Below are 24618 nucleotides of genomic sequence, written 5' to 3'. Positions count from 1 at the left end.
GTCTCAGGAGACCCCGCCCCATGAACGCGCAGCCCCGCAAGAGTGATAGCGCCTCCGCCGCCAAGGAGCCCGCGGCGCGCAAGACCGACAAAGACCTGCCGCTGATCCAGGACATCCGCCTGCTCGGCCGCATTCTGGGCGATGTGATCCGCGAGCAGGAGGGCGTGGACGCCTACGGCCTGGTCGAGCAGATCCGCCAGCTCTCGGTGGCCTTCCGCCGCGACGCCGACCAGGAGGCCGACAAGGCGCTGAAGAAGCTGCTCAAGGGCCTGAGCGCAGACCAGACCGTGAGCGTGATCCGCGCGTTCACCTATTTCTCGCACCTGGCCAATCTGGCCGAGGATCGGCACCATATCCGCCGCCGCGCCGTGCATGAGCGCGCGGGCAACACCCAGGAGGGCAGCATTGAGGTGGCGCTGGCGCGCCTGCGCTGGGCCGGCATCGCGCCGGGCCAGGTGGCACAGACGCTGGCGCAGAGCTACGTCTCGCCCGTGCTCACGGCGCACCCGACGGAGGTGCAGCGCCAGAGCATCCTGGCGGCCGAGCGCGACATTGCCCTGCTGCTGGCCGAGCGCGACGACATCCAGGAGCGCGCCCAGCTCTACAACGCCGCGCGCGACGCGCTCTCGCCGCGTGAGCTGGCGCGCAACGAGGCACAGCTGCGTGCGCGCGTCACGCAGCTGTGGCAAACGCGCCTGCTGCGCTACTCCAAGCTCACCGTGGCCGATGAGATCGAGAACGCGCTGTCGTACTACGAGGCGACCTTTCTGGGCGAGATTCCCAAGATTTACGCCGAGCTGGAGCAGGCCCTGGGTGGTGAGCGTGTGCACAGCTTCCTGCGCATGGGCCAGTGGATCGGCGGTGACCGCGATGGCAACCCCAATGTCACCGCTGACACGCTGCAGCTGGCCCTGTCACGCCAGGCCAGCGTGGCGCTGCGTCACTACCTGACCGAAGTGCACCTGCTGGGCGGCGAGCTATCGCTGTCGGCGCGTTTGGTGGACGTGGCGCCAGAGATGATGGCGCTGGCCGAGCGCTCGCCCGACACCAATGCACACCGCCAGGACGAGCCCTACCGCCGCGCGCTGACCGGCATGTACGCCCGCCTGGCAGCGACGCTGAAAAGCCTGACCGGCGGCGAGGCCGCGCGCCACGCCGTGGCACCGCAGAACCCATACCCCGACGTGCAGGCGTTCCTCGACGACCTGCGCGTGATCGAGCGCTCCTTGCTGGCGCACCATGGCGCCGCTTTGGTGGCCGAGCGCTTGCAGCCACTGATCCGCACCGTGGAAGTGTTCGGTTTTCACCTGGCAACGGTGGATCTGCGCCAAAGCTCTGACCAGCACGAGGCCGTGGTGGCCGAGCTGCTGGCCACGGCGCGCGTGGAAAGCGCCTACGCCAGCCTGGGCGAAGAGGCCAAGCGCGCGCTGCTGCTGCGCCTGCTGCAGGACGCACGGCCATTGCGCGTGGTGGGGGCGGAGTATTCAGCGCTGGCGCAGGGCGAACTGGCCATCTTCGAGACCGCTAGGCGCCTGCGCGCGAGCTATGGGCGCGAGGCTATTCGTCACTACATCATCAGCCACACCGAAACCGTGAGCGATCTGCTCGAAGTGCTGCTGCTGCAGAAGGAAGTGGGCCTGCTGCATGGCACGCTGGACAGCCCCGATGCGCGTGCCGAACTGATCGTGGTGCCCTTGTTCGAGACGATTGAGGATTTGCGCAACGCCGCACCCATCATGCGCGCCTTCTACCAACTGCCCGGCGTGGCGGCCCTGGTGGCGCACTCGGGCGGCGAGCAGGACATCATGCTCGGCTATTCCGACAGCAACAAGGACGGCGGCATCTTCACCAGCAACTGGGAGCTGTACCGCGCCGAAATCGCGCTGGTGGCACTGTTCGACGAGCTGGAAGGCATCCGCCTGCGCATGTTCCATGGCCGAGGCGGCACCGTGGGGCGGGGCGGCGGCCCGAGCTACCAGGCCATCCTGGCGCAACCCCCGGGCACGGTGCGCGGGCAGATCCGCCTGACCGAGCAGGGTGAGGTCATCGCCTCGAAGTACGCCAACCCCGAGATCGGCCGGCGCAACCTGGAAACGCTGGTGGCCGCCACGCTCGAAGCCACGCTGCTGCAGCCCACCAAACCGGCGGTGCCCGCCTTCCTGGCGGCAGCGGACCAGCTATCGCAGGCCAGCATGGCGGCCTACCGCGCGCTGGTCTATGAAACCCCGGGCTTCACCGACTACTTTTTCAATGCCACGCCGATCCGCGAGATTGCCGAGCTGAACATTGGCTCGCGCCCCGCCAGCCGCAAGGCCAGCCAGCGCATCGAGGACTTGCGTGCCATTCCCTGGGGCTTCAGCTGGGGCCAGTGCCGCCTCACGCTGCCGGGCTGGTACGGCTTCGGCACGGCGGTGGAGCAGTTCCTGGCCGCGCCGGGCAAGGATCCGAAGGCCCAGCTGGCGCTGCTGCGCAAGATGGTGCGGCACTGGCCTTTCTTCAGCACGCTGCTGTCGAACATGGACATGGTGCTGGCCAAGAGCGATCTGGCGCTGGCCTCGCGTTACAGTGAGCTGGTGGCCGACGCGCGCTTGCGCAAAAAGGTGTTCACCGCCATCGAGGCCGAGTGGCAGCGCACGGCCGAGGCGCTTACGCGCATCACCGGCGAGAAGCAGCGCCTGGCGGCCAACACCGCGCTGGCGCGCTCCATCCGCCACCGTTTCCCGTACATCGACCCGCTGCACCACCTGCAGGTGGAGCTGGTGCGGCGCTGGCGCGCGGGCCAGGCCGACGAGCGGGTGCAAACGGGTATCCACATCTCCATTAACGGCATCGCCGCAGGGCTGCGCAATACGGGCTGAGCGCCCGCAGGCCGTGGCGCGTGCGCCGCGGAAGAAGGCGCCAAAACCGCCACTGTTCCGCCGATGGCGGCAGGGCGGGGGCGCTAGGATCGGAGCGCACAAGTTTGCACCGACATGACCATTCCGGGGATCCACGCATGACACACCGACACCTCGCCGCGTTGCTGGCAGCGGCGCTGCTGGCGGGCGGCTGCGCCAACCTGGACGTGCCGCGCGCCGACAGCTATCCCGCCACCGGCCAGAAGAAGGCACGCGCCGTGCACCACTGGGACGTGCTGGCTGACGACGTGGCTGCGCGCGTGGCCGGGAAGATCGCCGCCTGGCCAGCGGGCGAGCACCCCATCTACGTCACCGTGCCCGATGACTCCAGCTTCAACCAGGGCTTTCTGAAACTGCTGCGCGTGCGCTTGCTCGACCGGGGCGTGGCGGTGTCTGCCGTGCCCACGGGCGTGGAGTTGGAGGTGCAGACGCAGGTGGTGCAGCACCTCTCGGCGACGCCTGTGCGGCTGCCCGTGCCGCTTCCTTTCACCATGCTGGCCACCGGCGTGGGTGTGTGGCGAGACTGGCAGACGCATTACTCCGACCGCTACCTGCTGCCCGGGGTGGCCACGGCCATCGGCCTAGGGGCGGGCGTGGCGCTGGATCTGACGCAGCGCCATACCCAGGGCGAGGCCGCTGGCGGTCCGACACGCACCGAGGTGCTCATCACCACCGCGTTGAAGAGCCAGGACCGCTACCTGGCGGGGTCGGCCGACATGTATTACATCGAACGCGAGGACGCCGCGCTCTACCGGCCCGAGCCGCCTGCCGTGCCACCGCCACTGCCGCCGGGCAAGACCTGGAAGGTGGTGACACCATGAAGCGCCGCGCCTCCCTGCTCGCTCTGTTGGCCCTGGCTGCCGCCATGCCGGGCTGCGCGCACTATTACTACTACGGCGAGCGCGGCGGGCCCGCAGTGCGGTCCGATGTGCTGCAAACCAATTACGAAGCTGCAGACCGCCTGTTGCGGACCGCACCGCTGGACCCGCGCCGCAGCGTGATCGTGGCCACGCTGGTCAGTGTGGACCACCTGGGCGAATCGTCCCGCCTGGGGCGCATGTTCTCGGAACAAATCGCCTCGCGCTTCGTGCAGCGCGGCGTGCCGGTGGCCGAGGTGCGCCTGCGCGAGCAACTGGCATTGCAACCGGGGCAAGGGGAGTTGCTGCTGTCGCGCGAACTGCGCGAGGTCAGCCAGAACCACGAAGCCCAGGCCGTGGTCGTGGGCACCTATGCGGTGTCAGGCGCCATGGTCTATGTGAGCCTCAAGCTGGTCAGCCCCCAGGGCAACCAGGTGGTGGCCGCCACCGACTATGCGCTGCCGGTGGACGACAACCTGCGGGGTTTGCTCCGGGGGCGTTGATGCTGTTTTGCTTTGGGTCAAGCAATCTGCGGAGATTCCTTTGGGAAAAAACCAGGGGCCGATGTGTCCTGGGTACTACTTATAATTCAAAAGCATCTGGCGGCGCTCTCTTCTTTGGGGTGCCGCCTTCGACTTTTTGGACCGCACCATGCACCACCACACCCCCTTCGCGCTGGCCCTGGCTGCCGCCCTGTGCATCCCGCTGGCCCAGGCCCAGCCCACTGGCCGCCTCAACGACACCGGCCAGGCCCTGTGCTACGACGGCGCCACGCTGGTGGCCTGCACCAGCGCCAACACCGGCGACGCCGCCACCTACCCCCGTCAGGACGGCCGCTTTGGCCGCGACCGCGCGGGCATGGCCAAGGTGGGCGGCGGCGCGGCGGGGTTTGACTTCACCCGCCTGTGCTGGAGCGGCGACGCCGAAGGCAGCGGCACCTGCACCGGCACCCTGGTGGCCAACACCAGCTCCGCCAATCCCAGCGGCTCCCTCAGCACCGACTGGGCCTGCACCAAGGACAACCACACCAACCTGATCTGGTCGTTGCAGAGAAGCCCTGTCATCAACTGGAACAATGCCACCAGCACTGCGGGTGGCAGCCTCATCGCCGCGCACAACGCCGCCAGCCGTTGCGGCTTTGCTACCGGCTGGCGCGTGCCTACACGGCGCGAGCTGCTGTCCATCGTGCACCACGGCGCCTATTCCCCGGCCATCGATGGCGCTTACTTTCCAGCCACGGTGAACGATTTGTACTGGACGAATGACAGCTACGCGCCCTTCCCGGCCGGCGCCTGGGGCGTCAACTTCGTCAATGGCGACGCCAACGCCGGCCTCAAGGCCGGCGCCAACCATGTTCGGCTTGTGCGTAGCGGACAGTGATTTGGCCCTTTGGAACAGGCACATTGCGCATGGCCCGGTATAGCCACCTGCCCATCTGGAAAGCCGCCATGGATCTGGCCGTGCACCTGGAGCATGCGGTGCGCCGCTTTCCGCGCTACCACAAATACAGCCTGGGGCAAGACCTGCGCCAGTGCGCGCGCCGCCTGTGCCGCCTGATCACCCGCGCCAACGAGGCGCGCATGCCCCAGCGCGCCAAGGTGCTCGATGAGCTGGTGCTGACCGTGGAAGACATGAAAACCCTGCTGACCCTGGCGCAAGAAACCCGTGCTTTTGGCAGCTTCAACGAATTCGCCGTGGCTGCCGACCTGGCCGTCAGCCTGGGCAAACAGAGCGGGGGGTGGCGGCAAGGCGCTGCGCGCAAGGCGCGGCCCGAAGCTGCGGCCCGAGATGAGCCGTGACGCAGCGCGTGCCCAAGTTCACTGTGCGCCCCAGCCACCCGGCACCTGCCGGGTATGAGGATGCCCCACCTCCTACCGCAGGGATGGAGGGCGGGCCGCCGGCCTTGGCCGGCACGAAGCGCCGGGGCCAATATCTGGGTGGGCCAGAGGGTGGGGCAGCCGCCCCACCCCAGCGCCCAACCCGGCCAACGCCTGGAACGTCAACTTCAACAATGGCAACACCAACGCCAACAACAAGACCAACACCAACCATGTTCGGCTTGTGCGTAGCGGAGCGTGAACCCGTGGGAACCCACCCGCCAGAGAGCGCCAGCGACCCTGCGCCCTTTGGCCTGCACGCCCTGTGGCGGGCCTACCGGGCCTGCCGCAAGGGCAAGCGCCACACCCGCGACGCCCAACAGTACCAGGCCCGTTTGCTCGACGGCCTGGTGCAAGCGCGCGACGCCTTGGCCAGCGCAAGCTGGCGCCCCTCCCCGCACCTGTGTTTTGTGGTGGACCAGCCCAAGCGGCGTGAAATCCATGCCGCCCCTTTTGCCGACCGCGTGGTGCACCACCTGCTGACCGAGCGCCTGGCACGCCTGTACGAGCCCGTTTTCATCCACGACAGCTATGCCAACCGCAAAGGCAAGGGCACGCTGGCAGCGGTGGACAGGCTGCAGCAATGCATGCGCTCGGGCGCGGCAGGGCAGGCCCAGCCCGGCCAGTGGTATGCCTTGCAGCTGGACATTGCCAACTTCTTCAACCGCATCCACCGGCCCACGCTGTTTGGGCTGCTTCAGCACCGCCTGGTGCGTGCGGTGCGCCGCCAGGGCCTGGCACCCGACGAGGCGCGCACGTTGCAAACCCTGTGCCGCGCCCTGCTGCAGGCAGCGCCCACCGAGGGCGTGCGCCGCAAAGGCCCGCCCGCGCGCTTTGCCGCCGTGCCACCGCACAAGCGCCTGGCAGCGCAGGAACCCGGCCGCGGCCTGCCCATTGGCAACCTGACCAGCCAGTTTTTTGCCAATGTGTACCTGAACGAGCTGGACCAGTTCGTCAAGCACCAGCTCAAGGCGCGCCACTACCTGCGCTATGTGGACGATTTTGTGCTGCTGCACCCCGACCCCGCCCAGCTTGTGGCCTGGCGCGATGCCATCGAGGCCTTTCTGGCGCAGCGCCTGGGCCTGGCCCTGAAGGAGCGCAGCACGCCCCGCCACGTATCGGCCGGGGTGGATTTTTTAGGCTACATCGTGCGCCCGCACTACCGCCTGGTGCGCCGGCGCACCGTGCGGCGCATGCACCGCGTGCTGGCGCATTTTGCGCAGCGCCATGTGCACCCGCGGGGCATGGTGCTGCACCACGCCGCCCGCGAGCGCCTGCGTGCCCAGGTGGCCAGCTATCGGGCGCAGTTGTCCCATGCGGCCAGTGCGCGCCTGTGGCAGCGCACGCTGGCGGGTTTTCCGTGGCTGGCCAGCATGTTTGCCAATGCGGCCGTGCCACCGGGCGGCGGCCCGCTGCAACCGGCCTGGGTGCCTGCGAGCGTGACGGGTGTGGCCAGCCAGTACCGTTACTTTGCGCGCCGCCACCCACAGGCGCTGGTGTTGATGCAGGTGGGCAACCGCTGGGTGCTGCCCCAGGCGGGCAGGCCTTCCCCTGGTGCACTGCCGGCGCATGCCTGCGAAGTGGTGCCCGGCCTGGGCGGGTGCCATGTGTGGCGCCCCAGCGCCTTGCCCGGCCTGCGCCAGTGGCTCAAGCGCCAAGGCCTGGCCCATGTGCTGGTGGCGCAGGACGGGCACTTCAAAACCGGTTTCAAACGCCGCGCCCTGTGGCTGGCCTGGCACCCCCAGCCGCCTGGGGCCGTGGCGGGTGGTACGCCTTCTTCTTCGTCTTACTCTACTCAAGGTGTTGCATGAAACGTTTTTTCCCGCGCCCCCGGCTTGCCGGCCTGCTGTGCGCCCTGGCCCTGCCGGCCTGGGCGGCTTTCACCGACAACGGCGACGGCACCATCACCGACACCAGCACCGGCCTGGTGTGGGACAAATGCTCCATCGGCCAGACCTGGGACAACACCACTCCGCCGGGTACCTGCACCGGTGCAACCACGTTGTTCAACTGGGCCGCTGCCCTGGCCCAGGCCACCGCGGCCAACGGCGCCAGCCACCGGGGCCAGGCCGACTGGCGCCTGCCCAACCGCACCGAGCTGGAATCCCTGGTCAAGATCGATGCGGACTTCCCGGCGATCGACGGCACCTACTTCCCGGCAACGCCCAGCAATTGGTATTGGACATCGACCACTTATGCGCCCGACCCGGCCGGCGCCTGGGGCGTCGGCTTCTTCAATGGCGGCACCCTCGCCTACGTCAAGACCGACACCTTCCTTGTTCGGCTTGTGCGTAGCGGACAGTGGTTTGGCGCTTTGGATGCCCTGGATGTGGCGGCGCCGGTGCTCAGCGCCCTGGGCGTGACCGGCACCACCAGCACCGCCACCACGCTGCAGGCCACCAGCAACGAAGCGGCCACGGGCTACTGGATTGCTGTGCCCCAGGGCAGCGCGGCGCCCACGGCGGCGCAGGTCAAGGCCGGGGTGGGCTATGGGGCCGTCACCGTGGTGGCGGCGGGCAACGGCGCCATGGTGGCGGCAGTGCAGGCCAGCTTTGCCATTACCGGGCTGACGGCCAGCACCCCCTACACCTTGTATCTGGTGGCCGAAGACGGCGATGCCAACCTGAGCACGCCCCCAAGCAGCATCGACGTCACCACCCTGGCCCCGGCCGTCAACGGCGCCTGCGGCGGCGACCACGGCGTGGCCGTGCTGGCAGCGCCGTCGGCCAGCCTGTGCAGCGCGGGCGTGACCGGCAGCGTGACCAGCGCGGCAGCAGCATTCACCTGGAGCTGCGCGGGCACCGGCGGCGGCAGCACCGCCGCCTGCAGCGCCCCGCGGCAATACAACGTGACCCCCACGGCAGGGGCGGGCGGCAGCATCAGCCCCGGCAGCGCCCAGGCGGTGACCTACAACGCCAGCACCAGCTTCACGGTCACGCCCAGCAGCGGCTATGGCATCAGCACCGTCAGCGGCTGCGGCGGCAGCCTGGCGGGCAACACCTACACCACCGGGGCGGTCACCACAAACTGCACGGTGAGCGCCAGCTTCAGCCTGTTGCCGCCCAGCACCTACCCCATCCACATTGCTGCCAGCGCCGGTGGCAGCGTGGTGTGCAGCCCCAACCCCGTGCCGCACGGCAGCAACGCCACCTGCACGGCCACAGCCCACACGGGCTACCGCTTCACGGGCTGGGGTGGCAGTTGCAGCGGCAGCGCCAGCCCCTGCACACTGACCAACGTGACGGCGGCCACCAACGTGTCAGCGCAGTTTGCGCCTGCGTCGGCGCAGGCCATCCCCACCCTGGGCGAGTGGGCCATGCTTCTGCTGACGGGGCTGATGGGGCTGGGCGCCATGGTGGCACTGCGCAGGCGCTGATTTTGCTATAAAAAAAAGAGCTGCTAGCGCTTGATGGACAAGCGCTAGCAGCTCTTTTTTTATGGGAAAAGCGTCAGTGCAGCTGCAGGGCCCCGGCGCTCTTGCTCTTGCCGGCGCGGGCGGGCGGGTTGCACAGCCCGCATTGGTAGTGGCGTGCGTTCTCGTACGGCTCGGTCACGAACAGGCCGCCGCATTCGGAGCACTTGGTGCGCGTGAGCATGTTGGCATCAACGAACTTGACCAGGCGCCAGGCGCGGGTGAACGACAGCAGCGCCTCCAGGCCGGCTGCTTCAATCTGTTCGGTGTACAGGCGGTAGGCCTTGGTCAGTTGCTCCACCGAGTCGATGCTGACGCCTTTTGCCAGGTACTCGTAGATGTTGAGGAACAGCGAGCTGTGGATGTTCTCCTGCCAGGTCAGGAACCAGTCGGTGGAGAAGGGTAACTGCCCCTTGGAAGGCGACTTGCCCGCGATTTCCTTGTACAGGCGGATCAGGCGCTCGTAGGACAGCGTGGTTTCCGATTCGAGCACCTGCATGCGGGCGCCCATGCGGATCAGCATGGCGGCGCGCTCGATCTGCCGGGACTCGTTGAGCACGCTCTTGGTGGCGGTGGCGGCGGTGGTCATGGGGCGGGCTCCTTGCTGCGACAGGTCTCAGAGCACCTCGGCCACGCGGCTGGCCATGAGGATGTTGGCGTGCAGCGTGTTGGTGGCGTCGTTGCCGACTTTCTTCAGCGAGTGGTTGGTCAGCAAGCTCCACACCAGCTCGTCGTCCACGCGGAAGCTGCACAGCAGCGTGTTGCGTGAAGCCAGCTTGAGCACCTGGGCGGCCGACAGCGAGGCCAGGATGTCGCAGGCTTCTTCGTTCATGCCCAGACGGAACACGGCTTCGGCCTTGTCATGGCGGATCAGGTTCTGCGCCAGCATCAGGTAGGTGAGGTTGGCTTCGCGGATCTCGGCGAGCAGTTGTTCGTTGGTCATGGTGCAATCCTTTCAGTTGGATACGCAGTGAAACAGTGCGTGATCCGTTGAAATGGATTGTGATTTGGGCCCAATCAAAAATTAAGTCGGGGTTTGGCTGCGTGCCACGTCAGGGTGCACAGCCGATGCTGTAGGAATTTGCCTTACACGCTTATAGGGGCTGTGCGCCATGGTGCAGCGCTGCGTCAGCCGCGCTCGACGGGGCGTTGTGGGTCACTGCACCACTCGCTCCAGCTGCCTGCGAACAGCGCGGTAGGCCCCAGGCCTGCCACCTCCATCGCGAGCAGGTTGGGCAGGGCGCTCACACCGCTGCCGCACTGGTGTACCACCGTGGCGGCAGGGCGGCCCTGCAGCAGTGCCTGGAACTCAGCGCGCAGCAACTGCGCGGGCTTGAAGCGCCCGTCTGCCGCAATGTTCTCGGTGAAGGGGCGGTTCAGCGCGCCAGGGATGTGTCCGGCCACCGGGTCCAGCGGCTCCACCTCGCCACGGTAGCGTGGCGCAGCGCGGGCATCGAGCACGGTTTGGCCGTCCTGTCCCAGCGCGGCCAGCACCTCGGCCGCGCTGGCCAGGCGGCGCAAGGGCGCTTGCAACGTGAAGTTTGCGGGTGTGCGTGCGGGCTCGGCACCGGCAAGCACGGCGCCGCCTGCGGCCGTCCAGGCTTGCAGCCCACCGTCAAGTACGGCCACGGCGTCGTGGCCGGCCCATTTCAGCATCCACCACAGGCGGCCGCAGTAGTTGCAGCCGTTACGGTCATAGACCACGGCCTGCATGCCGTTGGTGAACCCGATCGACGACAGCCATGCGGCGAAGCGCTCACGGCTGGGCAGCGGGTGGCGCCCGCCGGACGCCGCCTGCTCGCCAGGGGCGGGCTGCTTGAGGCTCAGGTCGCGGTCCAGGTGCGCATGCACGGCGCCAGGGATGTGCGATGCCAGGTAAGCCTGTGTGCCCGCTTCGGGCTGCGCCAGGTCGAAGCTGCAGTCGAACACCATCAGTGGCTGGCCGCTGGCCAGAAGGGCCTGCAGTTCGGGGGCGGAGATCAGCGTGGTGTAGGGCATGGCGGTAGGCAGAAAAAGGCCGGAGCTGCGGATTGTGTCAGTCTTCCTTGACCGGCGGCGTACCGGGTGCGGCCTGGGTGCGCAGGATGGTCGCCGCCATGCCGCTGGCCACGATCAGCGCCATGCCAGCCCAGCAGATGGGTGGAATGTGCTCGCTGAACAGCAGCATGCCGTATAGGCTGGCGAAGACGATGCCGGAGTACTGCAGGTTGGCCACCACCAGCGTGCCACGCTGTGTGCGCGCCGAAGCGTAGGCACGTGTCAGGCACAGTTGGCCCAGCGCTGCGAACAGGCCCAGCGGCAGCAGCCACAGGGCGTTCCAGCCGGGCCAGGGCGAGGTGCCAGCCATGGCCATGCCCGCACCGCCGCCCAGCGCGGCGCCGAGGGCGAAGTAGAACACCGTGCGTGTTTCAGGCTCACCCAGGCGCGACAGCGCCACCACCTGCATGTAGGCGAACGCTGCCGTGAGCCCGGAGGCCAGGCCCACCAGTCCGGCGAACATTTGCTCCGGGGCGATGCTGGGGCGCAACATCAATACCACGCCGCCAAAGCCCGCCAGCACCGTGAACACCAGCGGGACCTGCAGCGGTGGGCGCGGTGTGCGCGCCGACGGGCGCCAGGCCAGCAGGGTGCCGCCGACCAGGAACGCCGCAATCCACACGCTGCTCATGTAGTTGAGCGTCATGGCTGTGGCCAGGGGCAGGTAGGCCACGGCATAGAACCAAGCGCCGAGCGAGGCCACGCCCAGCAGGCTGCGCCAGGCATGCATGCCGGGGTAGCGCGTGGCCAGCGGCACGCCTTGCGCCCGTGCCAGGGTCCACAGCAGCGCCATGCTGACGAGGCCCCGGTAGCACACCAGTTCTGCGGTGTTGAAAAAGGCCGAAGCCGTCTTGACGCACACGCCCATGCTGGCGAAAAGGAATGCGGCCAGCACCATCCAGAGGGCTTGCATGGTGAGTTTTATGCAATAAAAAAGCTCCTGGCGCTTATGGGGTAAGCGCTGGGAGCTATTGAAAGAGTAGCAAATGGGCCGGAAAAGGCTTACACGGCGCCTATCTTGGCCCGGTACCACTCATGGAAGTGCTGCATGCCATCTTCCATCGGGCTCTGGTAGGGGCCGACTTCGTTCTCGCCGCGCGCCAGCAGCGCCTTGCGGCCCGCGTCCATGCGCTCGCCAATTTCGTCGTCCTCGATGCAGGTTTCCATATAGGCGGCCTGCTGCGCCTCGACGAATTCGCGCTCGAAGGCCACGATTTCCTCGGGGTAGTAGAACTCCACCATGTTCAGCGTCTTGGTCGTGCTGACAGGGTGCAGCGTCGAGACGGTGAGCACGTGCGGGTACCACTCCACCATGATGTGCGGGTAGTAGGTCAGCCAGATGGCGCCGCGCTGCGGGCGCTCGCCGCCTTGGTACTTCAGCAGCACCTCATGCCACTTTTTGTACACGTCGGAGCCGGGCTTGCCGAAGGTGGGCGCGACCCCCACGGTTTGCACCGAGAACTCTTTGCTGAACTCCCAGCGCAGGTCGTCGCAGGTCACGAAGTTGCCCAGTCCGGGGTGGAAGGGGCCCACGTGGTAGTCCTCCAGATAGACCTCGATGAAGGTCTTCCAGTTGTAGTTGCACTCGTGCAGCTCCACGCGGTCCAGGGCGTAGCCTTCGAACGACAGGTCCGAGCGCGGGCCCATGCCGGCCAGGTCGGCAGCGATGTCGCGGCCGTTGTCCTCGAACAGCAGGCCATTCCACTCGCGCAGCTTGTAGTTGTTCAGGTTCAGGCAGGGGTCGTGGGCAAAGTGCGGTGCGCCCAGCAGCTCGCCGCTGGTCGCGTAGGTCCAGCGGTGGATGGGGCAGACGATGTTGCCGCCCGCGTGGCCCTTGCCCTGGCTTTGCAGGGAGCCGCGGCCATTGAGCATCACGGCCTGGCGGTGGCGGCAAACGTTGGAGATCAGCTCCACCTGTCCTTGCGCATTGCGCACCAGCGCGCGGCCCTCGCTTTCCTGGGGCAACGCATAGTAGTCGCCGGGGTTGGGGACGCTGAGCGTATGTCCTACGTAACGCGGGCCGCTTTGGAACAGGGCCTGCATTTCACGCTGGAACAGTGCTTCGTCGAAGTAGCTGGAAACTGGTAGTTGGCTTGCGGCCTGCTGCAGTTGAAGACTTAAATCAGACATGGGCGACCTGACCTAAAGACTCCCCACAGGGAGGTGCGCGTGCGTGCGCGGTTGGATAAAAGACAAAACCGGCCGGGATGGGTACCCAGGGCCGGTCTCGCGGAAAGGAATGGGATTATAGCCGGTGGGGTTATTTCCGCATCCCGCATGCGTGTATTGAGTGGCCGTGCGAGCGCAGGGGGTTGAGGGGAACTCTCCACGCCGCGTGGATGCCAGCCTCTAAAATCCGGCGTTTTCACCCCGCGTCCCCCTTCCTGGAATCCCCATGCCCAAGGCCCCTGCCGCACCTGCCACGCCCCCAGAACCCGCCAGCTACGAAGCCGCGCTGGAGGAGCTGGAGCAGTGGGTGGGGCGTATCGAGTCGGGCCAGCTGCCGCTGGACCAGATGCTCACGGGCTACGAGCGCGCCAATGCGCTGCTGGCCTTTTGCCGCGCGCGGCTTGAAGCCGTGCAGGAGCAGATCAAAGTGCTGGACGAGGGGGCGCTGCAACCATGGACGCAAGAGTGAGCTGTTCCAATCCTTCCGCCGTGGCGGCTTCCTTCGACCTGGGCGCCTGGAGCCGCCACCACCTTGAGTGCGTGGAGCAGGCGCTGTCGCAATGGATCGCCCCCGACGCCCCGGCGGGACTGGGCGCAGCCATGCGCTACGCCGTGCTGGATGGCGGCAAGCGTCTGCGCCCGCTGCTGGTGCTGGCTGCCAGCGAGGCCGTAGCGGGTCTGCCCGAGGCCGCTTTGCGCGCCGCGTGCGCGGTGGAGTTGATCCACGCCTATTCGCTGGTGCACGATGACATGCCGTGCATGGACAACGACGTGCTGCGCCGGGGCAAGCCCACGGTGCACGTGCAATTCGGCCAGGCCCAGGCGCTGCTGGCGGGCGATGCGCTGCAGGCGTTGGCCTTCGAGCTGCTGGTGCCCGAGGGCGCGGGCATTCCCGACCACGTGCAGGCTGCGCTGTGCCGCCTGCTGGCGCGCGCGGCCGGGGCCGAGGGCATGGCCGGCGGCCAGGCCATTGACCTGGCCAGCGTGGGCGTGGCACTGGACGAAGCGCAACTGCGCCAGATGCACCGTCTCAAGACCGGCGCGTTGTTGCAGGCCAGCGTCGCCATGGGGGCGGCCTGCGGCTGCGCCGATGCTGCCGCACAGGCGGCACTTGCACGCTATGGCGCGGCGCTGGGGCTCGCCTTCCAGGTGGTGGACGACATCCTCGACGTGACGCAGGACTCGGCCACCCTGGGCAAGACCGCGGGCAAGGACGCCGCGAGCGACAAGCCCACCTACGTGTCGCTGCTGGGGCTGCAGCGTGCGCGTGCCCATGCCGATGAATTGCTGGGGCAGGCGCTGGCGGCGCTGGCCGCCAGCGGCCTGTCCGATACGCGTGCCTTGCAGGCTCTGGCCGAGATGGTCGTGAACCGTTCGAATTGAGATGGAACATCCCCTGGGTCACTTTGTGCCTTTCCCCTCTCTCACGCTTTGCGTGGGAGGGGGGCGCAGCCAGCGCGGCGGGGCGGCCCTTGCGCGGCTGCCCTCGCCGGGGCTGCCCCGGTTTCATGCACCTGTGGCTAATGGGTGATGCGCCGTGTTGAAAATACTAGTAAAAAACGCCTCTGGCCCTTATCCATCAAGCGCTAGCAGCTATCAAAAGAAGAGTCCATGACCACGAATTCCTACCCGTTGCTCTCGCGCGTGAACGACCCTGCCGACCTGCGCCGTCTCTCGCGCGCCGAGCTGGGGCAGTTGGCGACAGAGCTGCGCGCGTTCTTGCTCGACAGCGTGTCAAAGACCGGAGGGCACCTGAGCTCCAACCTCGGTACGGTGGAGCTGACCGTGGCGCTGCACCATGTCTTCAACACACCGCACGACCGGGTGGTGTGGGACGTGGGCCACCAGACCTATCCGCACAAGATCCTGACGGGGCGGCGCGAGCGCATGCACACGCTGCGCCAGCTCGGCGGTCTGTCGGGCTTTCCGCAGCGTGCCGAGAGCATTTACGACACCTTCGGCACCGCCCATTCGTCCACCAGCATCTCGGCCGCGCTGGGCATGGCGCTGGCGGCCCGCCAGCGCGGCGAGAGCCGTTACAGCATCGCTGTGATCGGCGATGGCGCCATGACCGCCGGCATGGCCTTCGAGGCGCTGAACAACGCAGGCGTGGCCGACACCAACCTGCTGGTCATCCTCAACGACAACGACATGAGCATCAGCCCGCCCGTGGGCGCGCTCAACCGCTACCTGGCGCAGCTCATGAGCGGGCAGTTCTACGCCAAGGCGCGTGACATGGGCAAAAACGTGCTCAAGAACGCGCCGCCCCTGTGGGAGCTGGCCAAGCGCCTGGAGCAACAGGCCAAGGGCATGGTGGTGCCGGCCACGCTGTTCGAGAAGTTCGGCTTCAACTACATCGGCCCGATCGACGGGCACGATCTGGATTCGCTCATCCCGACGCTGGAGAACATCAAGGAGCTGAAAGGCCCGCAGTTCCTGCACGTCGTGACCAAGAAGGGCCAGGGCTACAAGCTGGCCGAGGCCGACCCCGTGGCCTACCACGGCCCCGGCAAATTCGACCCCAGCGTAGGCCTGGTGCCCCCAAGCACGCCGCAAAAGCCCACCTTTACCCAGGTGTTCGGCCAGTGGCTGTGCGACATGGCCGAAAAGGACCAGCGCCTGGTGGGCATCACCCCGGCGATGCGCGAGGGCTCGGGCATGGTGGAATTCCACCGCCGCTTTCCCGGCCGTTACTACGACGTGGGCATCGCCGAGCAGCATGCCGTGACCTTTGCGGCCGGCCTGGCCTGCGAGGGCGTGAAGCCCGTGGTGGCCATCTATTCCACCTTCCTGCAGCGCGCCTACGACCAGCTGATCCATGACGTGGCGCTGCAAAACCTGCCGGTGGTCTTCGCGCTCGACCGCGCTGGTCTGGTGGGGGCCGACGGCGCCACCCACGCGGGCGCTTACGACATTGCCTTCGTGCGCTGCATTCCCAACATGAGCCTGGCCTGTCCGGCCGACGAGCGGGAGTGCCGCCAGTTGCTTACCACCGCCTATGAGCAGGACCACCCGGTGGCCGTGCGCTACCCGCGCGGCAGCGGCGCGGGCGTGGCCCCGCTGGCCGGCCTGGAGGGCCTGCCGTTCGGCAAGGGCGAGGTGCGGCGCCAGGGCCAGCGCATCGCCATCCTGGCGTTCGGCACGCTGTTGTACCCGGCGCTGGCCGCCGCCGAAACGCTGGACGCCACGGTGGCCAACATGCGCTGGGCCAAGCCGCTGGATACCGAGTTGCTGCTGTCGCTGGCGGCCACGCACGAGGCCATCGTCACCGTGGAGGAGGGCGCCATCATGGGCGGTGCGGGCAGTGCCGTGTGCGAGGCCCTGAACGCCGCCGGCGTAACGCGGCCGGTACTGCAGCTGGGCTTGCCCGACGCCTTCATCGAACACGGCGACCCGGCCAAGTTGCTGGCGCTGCAGGGGCTCGATGCCGAGGGCATCGCGCGCGCCGTGCGCCAGCGTTTCGCCCAGGCATAAGTTCCTATAAGGTCATACGTGCGGTTGCCTTCGGCGGCTGGTGCATGTTTCTACAATGCACCTCGGCTGCGAAGTCCTTGGCCGCCTTGCACACCATGGGGCGGGCCGAGTTTTTTAACTATCCAGGAGACCCCACATGGATCGTCGTTCCCTTATCAAAAATGCTGGTATCGCGGGCGTGCTCGCCGCAGGCGTGGCACCTGCCGTGCATGCCCAGGAGGCCGTGCGCTGGCGCCTGGCTTCCAGCTTTCCCAAGTCGCTGGACACCATCTTCGGCAGCGCCGAAAAGCTCTCTGAAACCGTGAAGGCGCTCTCCGGCGGCAAGTTCGAGATTTCCGTGCACCCCGCAGGCGAGCTGATGCCCGCCTTCGGCGTGGTCGATGCCCTGCAGGCTGACACCATCGACATGGCACAGTCTGCTGCCTACTACTTCACGGGCAAGGATCCCATTTTTGCGTTCAGCTGTGCCGTACCCTTCGGCCTGACCACGCTGCAGATGGCGGCTTGGAAGGACCATGGCAATGGCCGCAAGCTGCTGGATGCCTTCTTTGAGAAGTACAACTTCCGCACCTCCAGCGCGGGCAACACCACCACCCAGATGGGCGGCTGGTACCGCAAGGAGATCAAGACCCCCGCCGATCTCAAGGGCCTGAAAATGCGCCTGGGCGGCGGTGTGTTTGGTGAAGCCATGGCCAAGCTGGGCGTGGTGGCGCAGAACATGCCTGCCGGCGATGTGTACCAGGCGCTGGAAAAGGGCACGCTCGATGCAGCCGAGTTCGTCGGTCCGTACGATGACGAGAAGCTGGGCTTCAACAAAGTGGCGCCTTACTACTACTACCCCGGCTGGTGGGAAGGCAGCGCCGATCTGGAGTTCTTCGTCAACCTGAAGAAGTACAACGCCCTGTCGGCACAGAACAAGGCCATCCTGGATGCCGCGATGCGTGTGGCCTCCCAGGACATGACGTCCAAGTACATGGCGGTGAACCCCCAGGCCCTCAAGCGCCTGGTGGCCAACAAGACCCAGCTCAAGGCCTTCCCGAAGGCCGTGATGGACGCGGGCTTCAAGGCGTCGATGGAAGTCTTTGCCGAGCACGAGGCCAAGTCGCCCGAGTTCAAGAAGATCCACCAGGACATGCGCGCCTTCCAGCGCGACCAGATCCTGTGGAACCGCTTCTCGGAATTCCCGTTCAACCAGTACATGGCCGGCGTCAAGATCTGACCGTACCCACCCGGTGCCCCGAAAGCCGCAGCACAGCCTGCGGCTTTTTTTTGGCATTTCCAAATGCGGAATCCTTCGTGGTGCGGTGCAGCACGCGATGGTGCAATGGCTTTTCATTGACACCCATCTTCGGAGCTGCATCCCATGAAATTCACCCGCCTTCTAATCGCCCCGCTGGCCGCACTCGCCATGCTGCAGGCCCACGCCGCCGACAAGCTGCGCATCGGCGTGCTGCCCGGCGTCTATGCCGATGCCATCAGCGCCGCGGCCAAGGACGCCAAGGCGCAGGGCATTGACGTCACCGTCACTGAGTTCACCGACTGGACCACACCCAACGTGGCCGTAGACAACGGCGACCTGGACATCAACTTCTTCCAGCACCAGCCCTTTCTGGACAACGCCATCCAGAAGAATGGCTACAAGCTCGGTAGCGCGGGCGTGAGCTTCCTGGCCAATATCGGCCTGTATTCGCTCAAGCACAAATCGGTGGAGCAGGTGCCGCAGGGGGGCAAGGTTGGCATCGCCAATGACCCTGTGAACCAAGGCCGAGGCCTGCTGCTGTTGCAGAAGGTGGGACTCATCAAGCTCAAGCCCGGCGTGGGCTTCCTGGGCACGATCAACGACATCACCGAGAACCCGAAGAAGCTCAGCTTCGTCGAGGTGGAGGGGCCGCAGCTGGTGCGCATCACGCCGGATGTGGACATTGCCCAGGGCTACCCGCACTTCATCGTCGCGTCCAAGGCCTTCGATCCTTCCAGCGGTCTGGCGTACTCCGGCATCGAGGACGCGCGCTTTTCCATCCAGTTCGTCGTCAAGGCCGACCGCACCAAGGACCCGGTGATCCAGAAGTTCGTCAAGGTCTTCCAGAACTCGGAGGCCGTCAAAGCCGCCATCCACAAGGCGTTCGCGGGCGATACCAAGCTCTACACCCTGACCTGGACCCGGCAGTAAGCCCCCGCAGCCAACCCAAAAGAGGTGCGAACATGCGACAAAGCACATGCTTGGCCTGGCTGGGCGCGGCACTGCTGGCAGTCTCGGCCCATGCGGCCGAGGTGGTGAAGGTCGGCTCGACGCCGGGCGTCACGTCCGATGCCGTGCAGGCCCTGGTGCCCGAGGCCCGCGCCGCTGGCATCGACCTGCAACTGGTGGAGTTCACCGACTGGACACTGCCCAACGAGGCGGTGAACAACGGCGACATCGACCTGAACTTCTTCCAGCACCAGGCATTCCTGAACAACGCCGTCAAGGAGCGCGGCTACCAGCTGGCGTTCATCGGGCTGGGGCTGCTGCAGAACATCGGCATCTACTCCAACCGCTACCAGCGCCTGGCTGACGTGCCGGAAAAGGCGCGCGTGGCCGTGGCCAACGATCCGGTGAACCAGGGCCGGGGCCTGTTGCTGCTGCAAAAGGCCGGGCTCATCACGCTGCGCAACGGCAGTGCGGTGGGCGCCAGCGTGCACGACGTGGTGGAGAACCCCAAGAAGCTGCGCTTCTTCGAGATCGAGGGGCCGCAACTCATCCGCGCGCTCGACGATCTGGACCTGGTGGTGGTGTGGCCCAGCTATTTCGTCAACGCCGGCAAGAAGGCGCAGGCGAGCCAGGCGCTGCTGTATTCGGGCATTGCCGACACTTTTTATGCCATGGGTTTCGTGGCCCGCAGCGACCGCGCGCAGGACGCCAAGCTGCGCAAGCTGGTGCAGCTGTACCAGAACTCCGAGGCCGTGCGGCAGACCATCAGCCAGGCCTTCGGCCACGACCCCAAGCTCTACACGCTGCCCTGGCAGCAAACCCCCAAAGAGGCGTCCCATGGCAAGTAATACATTGACCGCGCGGCGCATGTTTGCTGGCTGGGGCGGGCTGCCGGGCCGCGTCCAGGCGGCGGACACGCGCCGCGGCACCCCCACGCACGCCGCACCGCGCGGCGCGGGCGCGGTGGCGTTCCGCGATGTGGCCAAGACCTACCGCTCCTCGGCCGGCACAGTGCAGGCGCTGGACGCCATCAGCCTGGAGATCGCGCCGGGCAGCATCTTCGGCATCATCGGGCGCAGCGGCGCGGGCAAGTCCAGCCTGCTGCGCACCATCAACCGGCTGGAGCAGCCCACCAGCGGCCAGGTGCTGGTCGATGGCGTGGACATCGGCACGCTGTCCGAGGCCGGGCTGGTGCAGTTGCGCCGGCGCATCGGCATGATCTTCCAGCACTTCAACCTGCTGTCGGCTAAGACCGTGGCCGAGAACGTGGCGCTGCCGCTGAAGGTGGCGGGCGTGCCGGCGGCGCAGATCGCCGCGCGTGTGCAGGAACTGCTGCTGCTCGTTGGCTTGCAGGACAAGGCCGATACCTACCCCAGCCGCCTCTCGGGCGGGCAGAAGCAGCGCGTGGGCGTTGCGCGCGCGCTGGCCACCGGGCCCGAGATTCTGCTGTGCGACGAGGCCACCTCGGCGCTGGACCCGGAAACCACCCATTCCATCCTGCAGCTGCTGCGCGACATCAACCGCACACTGGGCATCACCGTGGTCCTCATCACGCATGAGATGAGCGTGATCCGCGAGATCGCCGACCAGGTGCTGGTGCTGGAGCAGGGCCGTATCGCCGAGCTTGGCGCCGTATGGCAGGTGTTTGGCAACCCCCAGCATGCGGCTACGCGGGCGTTGCTGGCACCGCTGCAGCACGGCCTGCCGGACGACCTGCAGCAGCGCCTGCAGGCGCTGCCTCCAGCCGGTGCATACACGCAGATCCTGCAGCTGGGCTACCGCGGCGAGGACGGGCTGGAGCCTGACCTGCCGCGCATCGCCCAGGCGCTGGGCGCGCGCGTACGCCTGCTGCACGGCGGCGTGGACCGCATCCAGGGCCATGCCCAGGGCCAGCTGCTGGTGGCGCTGGAGGGCGCCGCCGCGCGGGCCGACTGGACATCTTTCACCCAGGGCCGCGAGGCCATTGCCCATGAAATCAAGGTACTCGGATATGTCGCTGAATCTGTCCATCCCCATTGAGCGCTATTGGGACGCGCTGGCCGATACGCTGACCATGGTGGGCGTCTCGGGCGGCATCGCCTTCGCGGCGGGCGTGCCGCTGGCCGTGCTGCTGATCGTCACCGCCCCGGGTGGCTTCCTGGCGTCGCCGCGCCTTCACCGCGCGGTGGGCAGCGTGGTCAACGGCTTTCGTGCCACGCCCTTCATCGTGCTGCTGGTGGCCTTGATTCCGTTCACGCGCATCGTCGCGGGCACCACCATCGGCGTCTGGGCGGCCATCGTGCCGCTGGCCATCAGCGCTACGCCGTTCTTCGCGCGCATCGCTGAGGTGAGCCTGCGCGAGGTCGATGCCGGGCTGATCGAGGCCGCCCAGGCCATGGGCTGCAAGAAGTGGGACATCGTGCGCCACGTCTACCTGCCCGAGGCGCTGCCCGGCATCATCGGCGGCTTCACCATCACGCTGGTGGCGCTTATCAGCTCCTCGGCCATGGCCGGTGCCGTGGGCGCGGGCGGGCTGGGCGACCTGGCCATTCGCTACGGCTACCAGCGCTTCGACACCCAGGTGATGCTGATCGTGATCGCCATGCTCATCGTGCTGGTGACGGTGGTGCAGACCCTGGGCGACCGCTACGTGCACTGGCTGCGCAGCCGCTGAAATGAAGCACCCTCTGAGCCGCTGCGCGGCTTCCCCCTCTCTCTACGCGCTTCGCGCTACGGGAGGGGGACGCAGCCAGCGCGGCGGGGCGGCGCGGCCGGCAGAGGCCCTTGCGCGGCTGCCCGCGCGTGGGCCGCGCCAGTTTCAGGGGCTGCTGATGGTGGGTGGCGCCATGGAAAGCTGAGATGTCCGCTAGAACTCCTTTTTCGATAGCTGCCAGCGCTTTATGGACAAGGGCTGGAGGCCAAAAAAGGCATGAATCACGTGGCGCGAATGCCAGCCGCCACGAACCCCTCAAACCAAACCAGAAGGCACGCAATGACCTCATCGCATGCTGCGGGCGCAGCCTTGCCCGAAGAATCCCGGCTTTTGACGCGGCTGCCCCTGCCGCCACAGCCACCCCAGCGCATCGCCAGCGAGGCCGAGGCGCTGGAGACAGCCCACCGCCTGGCGGCGCAATTCCACGCCGGTGCGGCCACACGCGACCGCGAGCGGCGCTTGCCGTGGGACGAGATCGAACAGTACAGCGCCAGCGGCCTGGGCACCATCACCGTGCCTCAGGCCTATGGCGGGCTGGGAGCGTCTTACGAGACGCTGGCGCAGGTGTTTGCCATCTTGTGCGCGGCCGATCCGTCGCTGGGGCAGATTCCGCAGAACCACTTCGCCATCGTGCAGGCCGTGGCCGACATGGGCAGCGAGGCGCAGAAACAGCGCTGGTTTGCCGATGTGCTGGCCGGCCACCGCTTCGGCAATGCCGGGCCGGAGCGCAAGGCCCGCGCCGCGCAGGTGCAGCTGGCCACGGTGCGCCTGGAGCGCGAGCCCGGTGGCGGCCTGTACCTGAGCGGCACGCGCTTTTACTCCACCGGCGCGGCGTTTGCCCACTGGGTGCCGCTGCGCGCCGAGGATGAGGCAGGCCGGGCGGTGCTGGTGCGGGTGCGGCGCGACGCCCCGGGCTTGCGTGTGTACGACGACTGGGATGCCTTCGGCCAGCGCACCACGGCCAGTGGCAGCGTGGTGCTGGCGCGCGTGCCGGTGGCCGAGGATGACGTGGTACCGGTATGGCGCTTCGCGCACACGCCCACGCTCTCCGGCCCGGTGTCGCAGCTCATTCAGGCGTCCATCGACGCGGGTATTGCCCAGGCGGCGCTGCGCGACGCGCTGGATTTCGTACGAGACAAAAGCCGCCCATGGATCGATGCCGGCGTGGCCAGCGCCAGCGCCGATCCGCACATCGTGCAGGAAGTGGGGCAACTGCAGATTGCGGTGGACGCAGCCCACGCCGTTCTGCTGGAGGCGGCACGCACGCTGGATGCGCTGGCGCGCCAGCCCGTGGATGCGCAGGCCAGCGCACGCGCCTCGGTGGCCGTGGCCGAGGCCAAGATCCTCACCACCGAAGCCGCGCTGCAGGCCAGCGAGCAGCTGTTCGCCCTGGCCGGCTCGGCCGCCAGCCGCGCTGCCCACCACCTCGACCGCCATTGGCGCAACGCCCGTGTGCACACGCTGCACGATCCCGTGCGCTGGAAATACCACCTGCTGGGCAACTACCGGCTCAACGGCGCGCTGCCCCGGCGCCACCAGTGGAACTAGGAATTCGCATGACAGACACAACGACAGTACCTACGGCGCGTGCCGTGCCCTTAGCCCCGGCTGCGCCGGGGCCGCAGCCCGTGCCGGCTTCGGCGCCGCGGCAGGGCACGCAGGTGATCCGCAGCGCCGAGGAAGCCCTGGAGGCCGCGCGCCGGTTCGCCCAGGAAATTGCCCCGGGCGCCCAGGCGCGCGACCGCGACCGCACCCTGCCGTGGCAGGAGGTGGAGCGCTTCAGCCAGAGCGGCCTGTGGGGCATCACCGTGCCGCGCGAGTACGGCGGCGCGGGCGTGTCCACCGGCGTGCTGACGCAGGTGGTCGCGCTGATCGCGGCGGCCGACGGCAACTTCGGCCACATCCCGCAGAACCACTACTACGCGCTGGAAGCGCTGCGCGTGGGCGGCTCCAGCGCGCAGAAGGCGTTCTTCTATGGCCGCGTGCTGCGCGGCGAGCGCCTGGGCAATGCGCTGGCCGAGATCGGGCACAAGGACTTCAAGCGCCGCACGCAACTGCTGCGCGAGCCCGGCGGCTGGTTCGTGCAGGGGCAGAAGTTCTATTGCACCGGCGCCATCTTCGCGCACTGGATTCCCACGCTGGTGAGCGCGCAGGAGGCGCAGGGCGAGCGCCAGTACCTGGTGTTCGTGCCGCGCAGCGCGCCCGGCGTGACGGTGATCGACGACTGGGACGGCTTCGGCCAGCGCGTGACCGGCAGCGGCTCGGTGCAGTTCGAGCGGGTGCGCGTCGAGCCCGAATGGGTGGTGCCGTTCACCGCCTCGTTCGAGCGGCCCACCACCATCGGGCCGTTCGCGCAGATCATCCACGCGGCGCTGGACGCGGGCATCGGCCATGGCGCGCTGCAGGCTGCCCTGCCGTTCATCCGCGACCACGCGCGGCCCTGGATTGACGCCGGCGTGGACAGCGCCACGCAGGACCCGCTGCTGTTGCAGCAACTGGGCAACGTGCACGTGCGCCTGCGCGCCGCCGACGCGCTGATCGCCCGCGCCGCCCTGGCGGTGGACGCGGCGCAGCGCCTGCCCACCGACGACAGCGTGGCCGCTGCCTCGGTGGCCGTGGCGGGGGCCAAGGCCCTGAGCACCAGCGCCAGCCTGCTGGCGGGCAGCAAGCTGTTCGAGCTGGGCGGCAGCGGCGCCACGCTGGCCGCGCACGGCCTGGACCGCTTTTGGCGCAACGCCCGCGTGCACACGCTGCACGACCCCGTGCGCTGGAAGTACCACGCCGTGGGCAACTACGTGCTCAACGGCGTGCGCCCGCCGCGCCACGGTGCGATCTGATTCCCATCCCCGCTCCAGGAATGAACCGCCCCGGGTATCGAGGAGGCCGGTTGGTTTAAGTTGACACCTTTGTCGAGGTGTCGCTGGCGGCGAGTTGCCTCCAGTAGTTTGCTTCAGCTTCTGCCGGAGGGATGCCCCCAATCGGCGTGAGCAGTCGGACGTGGTTGAACCAGTGCAC

General features: G+C 67.6%; 22 protein-coding genes. 17 read left to right on the top strand and 5 right to left on the bottom strand.

Annotated elements, in window-relative coordinates; all coding sequences use genetic code 11:
- Positions 1-20 precede the first annotated feature (20 nt).
- The 7 genes from ppc to BN2503_RS17350 all read left to right on the top strand — a co-directional run bounded on the left by ppc (position 21) and on the right by BN2503_RS17350 (position 9007).
- The gene (gene ppc, locus BN2503_RS17380; RefSeq protein ID WP_054257876.1) at positions 21-2858 is read left to right on the top strand and encodes a phosphoenolpyruvate carboxylase; all 2838 of its coding nucleotides are present in this window, start codon (positions 21-23) and stop codon (positions 2856-2858) included.
- 137 nt (positions 2859-2995) lie between these two features.
- Complete coding sequence (locus BN2503_RS17375) at positions 2996-3718, top strand: hypothetical protein (protein ID WP_054257875.1); 723 nt, start codon at positions 2996-2998, stop codon at positions 3716-3718.
- Positions 3715-4257 carry a FlgO family outer membrane protein gene (locus tag BN2503_RS17370; protein WP_054257874.1) on the top strand — a complete coding sequence of 181 codons (543 nt, stop codon included), beginning with the start codon at positions 3715-3717 and terminating at the stop codon, positions 4255-4257. The genes BN2503_RS17375 and BN2503_RS17370 overlap by 4 nt, the downstream gene beginning before the upstream one ends.
- 148 nt (positions 4258-4405) lie before the next feature.
- Complete coding sequence (locus BN2503_RS17365) at positions 4406-5134, top strand: Lcl C-terminal domain-containing protein (protein ID WP_054257873.1); 729 nt, start codon at positions 4406-4408, stop codon at positions 5132-5134.
- Between the two features lie 29 nt (positions 5135-5163).
- Positions 5164-5553 (top strand): four helix bundle protein, encoded by a 390-nt coding sequence (locus BN2503_RS17360; protein WP_054257872.1) that lies wholly within the window; start codon positions 5164-5166, stop codon positions 5551-5553.
- A 284-nt stretch (positions 5554-5837) separates the two neighbouring features.
- The gene (locus tag BN2503_RS17355) at positions 5838-7442 is read left to right on the top strand and encodes an RNA-directed DNA polymerase (RefSeq protein WP_158447370.1); all 1605 of its coding nucleotides are present in this window, start codon (positions 5838-5840) and stop codon (positions 7440-7442) included.
- Entirely contained in the window at positions 7439-9007 is a 1569-nt protein-coding gene (locus tag BN2503_RS17350) for an IPTL-CTERM sorting domain-containing protein (RefSeq protein ID WP_054257870.1), read from the top strand. Before BN2503_RS17355 ends, BN2503_RS17350 begins: the two co-directional genes overlap by 4 nt.
- A gap of 73 nt (positions 9008-9080) precedes the next feature.
- Here BN2503_RS17350 and flhC read toward each other — a convergent pair whose 3' ends face one another.
- The 5 genes from flhC to BN2503_RS17325 all read right to left on the bottom strand — a co-directional run bounded on the left by flhC (position 9081) and on the right by BN2503_RS17325 (position 13210).
- Positions 9081-9632: a flagellar transcriptional regulator FlhC gene (flhC, locus tag BN2503_RS17345; RefSeq protein ID WP_054257869.1), complete on the bottom strand. Its 552-nt coding sequence runs from the start codon at positions 9630-9632 to the stop codon at positions 9081-9083.
- A gap of 27 nt (positions 9633-9659) precedes the next feature.
- Positions 9660-9986 (bottom strand): flagellar transcriptional regulator FlhD, encoded by a 327-nt coding sequence (flhD, locus tag BN2503_RS17340; RefSeq protein ID WP_054257868.1) that lies wholly within the window; start codon positions 9984-9986, stop codon positions 9660-9662.
- Positions 9987-10171: 185 nt separating this feature from the next.
- Positions 10172-11041, bottom strand: coding sequence for a sulfurtransferase (locus BN2503_RS17335; protein WP_054257867.1), 870 nt, complete (start codon positions 11039-11041; stop codon positions 10172-10174).
- A 37-nt stretch (positions 11042-11078) separates the two neighbouring features.
- On the bottom strand, positions 11079-11993 hold the full coding sequence (locus tag BN2503_RS17330) for a DMT family transporter (protein WP_054257866.1): 915 nt from the start codon (positions 11991-11993) through the stop codon (positions 11079-11081).
- 89 nt (positions 11994-12082) lie between these two features.
- The gene (locus tag BN2503_RS17325) at positions 12083-13210 is read right to left on the bottom strand and encodes an aromatic ring-hydroxylating oxygenase subunit alpha (protein WP_054257865.1); all 1128 of its coding nucleotides are present in this window, start codon (positions 13208-13210) and stop codon (positions 12083-12085) included.
- Positions 13211-13475: 265 nt separating this feature from the next.
- On the opposite strand from BN2503_RS17325, the gene xseB reads away from it, so the two are divergent.
- From xseB to BN2503_RS17275, 10 genes are all read left to right on the top strand, one after another.
- The gene (gene xseB / locus BN2503_RS17320) at positions 13476-13718 is read left to right on the top strand and encodes an exodeoxyribonuclease VII small subunit (RefSeq protein WP_054257864.1); all 243 of its coding nucleotides are present in this window, start codon (positions 13476-13478) and stop codon (positions 13716-13718) included.
- Positions 13703-14632 (top strand): polyprenyl synthetase family protein, encoded by a 930-nt coding sequence (locus BN2503_RS17315; protein WP_054257863.1) that lies wholly within the window; start codon positions 13703-13705, stop codon positions 14630-14632. The genes xseB and BN2503_RS17315 overlap by 16 nt, the downstream gene beginning before the upstream one ends.
- A 228-nt stretch (positions 14633-14860) precedes the next feature.
- Positions 14861-16723 (top strand): 1-deoxy-D-xylulose-5-phosphate synthase, encoded by a 1863-nt coding sequence (dxs, locus tag BN2503_RS17310; RefSeq protein WP_054257862.1) that lies wholly within the window; start codon positions 14861-14863, stop codon positions 16721-16723.
- A 136-nt stretch (positions 16724-16859) separates the two neighbouring features.
- Entirely contained in the window at positions 16860-17942 is a 1083-nt protein-coding gene (locus BN2503_RS17305) for a TRAP transporter substrate-binding protein (protein WP_054257861.1), read from the top strand.
- Positions 17943-18086: 144 nt separating this feature from the next.
- The gene (locus tag BN2503_RS17300; RefSeq protein ID WP_054257860.1) at positions 18087-18893 is read left to right on the top strand and encodes a MetQ/NlpA family ABC transporter substrate-binding protein; all 807 of its coding nucleotides are present in this window, start codon (positions 18087-18089) and stop codon (positions 18891-18893) included.
- A gap of 32 nt (positions 18894-18925) precedes the next feature.
- Positions 18926-19759 carry a MetQ/NlpA family ABC transporter substrate-binding protein gene (locus BN2503_RS17295; protein WP_074930364.1) on the top strand — a complete coding sequence of 278 codons (834 nt, stop codon included), beginning with the start codon at positions 18926-18928 and terminating at the stop codon, positions 19757-19759.
- Complete coding sequence (locus tag BN2503_RS17290; RefSeq protein WP_082366659.1) at positions 19749-20930, top strand: methionine ABC transporter ATP-binding protein; 1182 nt, start codon at positions 19749-19751, stop codon at positions 20928-20930. Before BN2503_RS17295 ends, BN2503_RS17290 begins: the two co-directional genes overlap by 11 nt.
- On the top strand, positions 20902-21564 hold the full coding sequence (locus BN2503_RS17285) for a methionine ABC transporter permease (protein WP_054257858.1): 663 nt from the start codon (positions 20902-20904) through the stop codon (positions 21562-21564). The genes BN2503_RS17290 and BN2503_RS17285 overlap by 29 nt, the downstream gene beginning before the upstream one ends.
- A gap of 318 nt (positions 21565-21882) precedes the next feature.
- The gene (locus tag BN2503_RS17280) at positions 21883-23151 is read left to right on the top strand and encodes an SfnB family sulfur acquisition oxidoreductase (RefSeq protein WP_054257857.1); all 1269 of its coding nucleotides are present in this window, start codon (positions 21883-21885) and stop codon (positions 23149-23151) included.
- Between the two features lie 8 nt (positions 23152-23159).
- Positions 23160-24440: an SfnB family sulfur acquisition oxidoreductase gene (locus BN2503_RS17275; RefSeq protein WP_054257856.1), complete on the top strand. Its 1281-nt coding sequence runs from the start codon at positions 23160-23162 to the stop codon at positions 24438-24440.
- Positions 24441-24618: the final 178 nt, after the last annotated feature.

Source organism: Paenacidovorax caeni (assembly GCF_001298675.1).
Lineage (GTDB): Bacteria > Pseudomonadota > Gammaproteobacteria > Burkholderiales > Burkholderiaceae_C > Paenacidovorax > Paenacidovorax caeni.
This window is presented reverse-complemented; position numbering and strand designations above follow the sequence as displayed.

Coding starts and splice junctions, on each gene's coding strand:
- ppc (WP_054257876.1), top strand. CDS start 21: ATGAACGCGCAGCCCCGCAAGAGTGATAGCGCCTCCGCCGCCAAGGAG.
- BN2503_RS17375 (WP_054257875.1), top strand. CDS start 2,996: ATGACACACCGACACCTCGCCGCGTTGCTGGCAGCGGCGCTGCTGGCG.
- BN2503_RS17370 (WP_054257874.1), top strand. CDS start 3,715: ATGAAGCGCCGCGCCTCCCTGCTCGCTCTGTTGGCCCTGGCTGCCGCC.
- BN2503_RS17365 (WP_054257873.1), top strand. CDS start 4,406: ATGCACCACCACACCCCCTTCGCGCTGGCCCTGGCTGCCGCCCTGTGC.
- BN2503_RS17360 (WP_054257872.1), top strand. CDS start 5,164: ATGGCCCGGTATAGCCACCTGCCCATCTGGAAAGCCGCCATGGATCTG.
- BN2503_RS17350 (WP_054257870.1), top strand. CDS start 7,439: ATGAAACGTTTTTTCCCGCGCCCCCGGCTTGCCGGCCTGCTGTGCGCC.
- flhC (WP_054257869.1), bottom strand. CDS start 9,632: ATGACCACCGCCGCCACCGCCACCAAGAGCGTGCTCAACGAGTCCCGG.
- flhD (WP_054257868.1), bottom strand. CDS start 9,986: ATGACCAACGAACAACTGCTCGCCGAGATCCGCGAAGCCAACCTCACC.
- BN2503_RS17335 (WP_054257867.1), bottom strand. CDS start 11,041: ATGCCCTACACCACGCTGATCTCCGCCCCCGAACTGCAGGCCCTTCTG.
- BN2503_RS17330 (WP_054257866.1), bottom strand. CDS start 11,993: ATGCAAGCCCTCTGGATGGTGCTGGCCGCATTCCTTTTCGCCAGCATG.
- BN2503_RS17325 (WP_054257865.1), bottom strand. CDS start 13,210: ATGTCTGATTTAAGTCTTCAACTGCAGCAGGCCGCAAGCCAACTACCA.
- xseB (WP_054257864.1), top strand. CDS start 13,476: ATGCCCAAGGCCCCTGCCGCACCTGCCACGCCCCCAGAACCCGCCAGC.
- BN2503_RS17315 (WP_054257863.1), top strand. CDS start 13,703: ATGGACGCAAGAGTGAGCTGTTCCAATCCTTCCGCCGTGGCGGCTTCC.
- dxs (WP_054257862.1), top strand. CDS start 14,861: ATGACCACGAATTCCTACCCGTTGCTCTCGCGCGTGAACGACCCTGCC.
- BN2503_RS17305 (WP_054257861.1), top strand. CDS start 16,860: ATGGATCGTCGTTCCCTTATCAAAAATGCTGGTATCGCGGGCGTGCTC.
- BN2503_RS17300 (WP_054257860.1), top strand. CDS start 18,087: ATGAAATTCACCCGCCTTCTAATCGCCCCGCTGGCCGCACTCGCCATG.
- BN2503_RS17295 (WP_074930364.1), top strand. CDS start 18,926: ATGCGACAAAGCACATGCTTGGCCTGGCTGGGCGCGGCACTGCTGGCA.
- BN2503_RS17290 (WP_082366659.1), top strand. CDS start 19,749: ATGGCAAGTAATACATTGACCGCGCGGCGCATGTTTGCTGGCTGGGGC.
- BN2503_RS17285 (WP_054257858.1), top strand. CDS start 20,902: ATGTCGCTGAATCTGTCCATCCCCATTGAGCGCTATTGGGACGCGCTG.
- BN2503_RS17280 (WP_054257857.1), top strand. CDS start 21,883: ATGACCTCATCGCATGCTGCGGGCGCAGCCTTGCCCGAAGAATCCCGG.
- BN2503_RS17275 (WP_054257856.1), top strand. CDS start 23,160: ATGACAGACACAACGACAGTACCTACGGCGCGTGCCGTGCCCTTAGCC.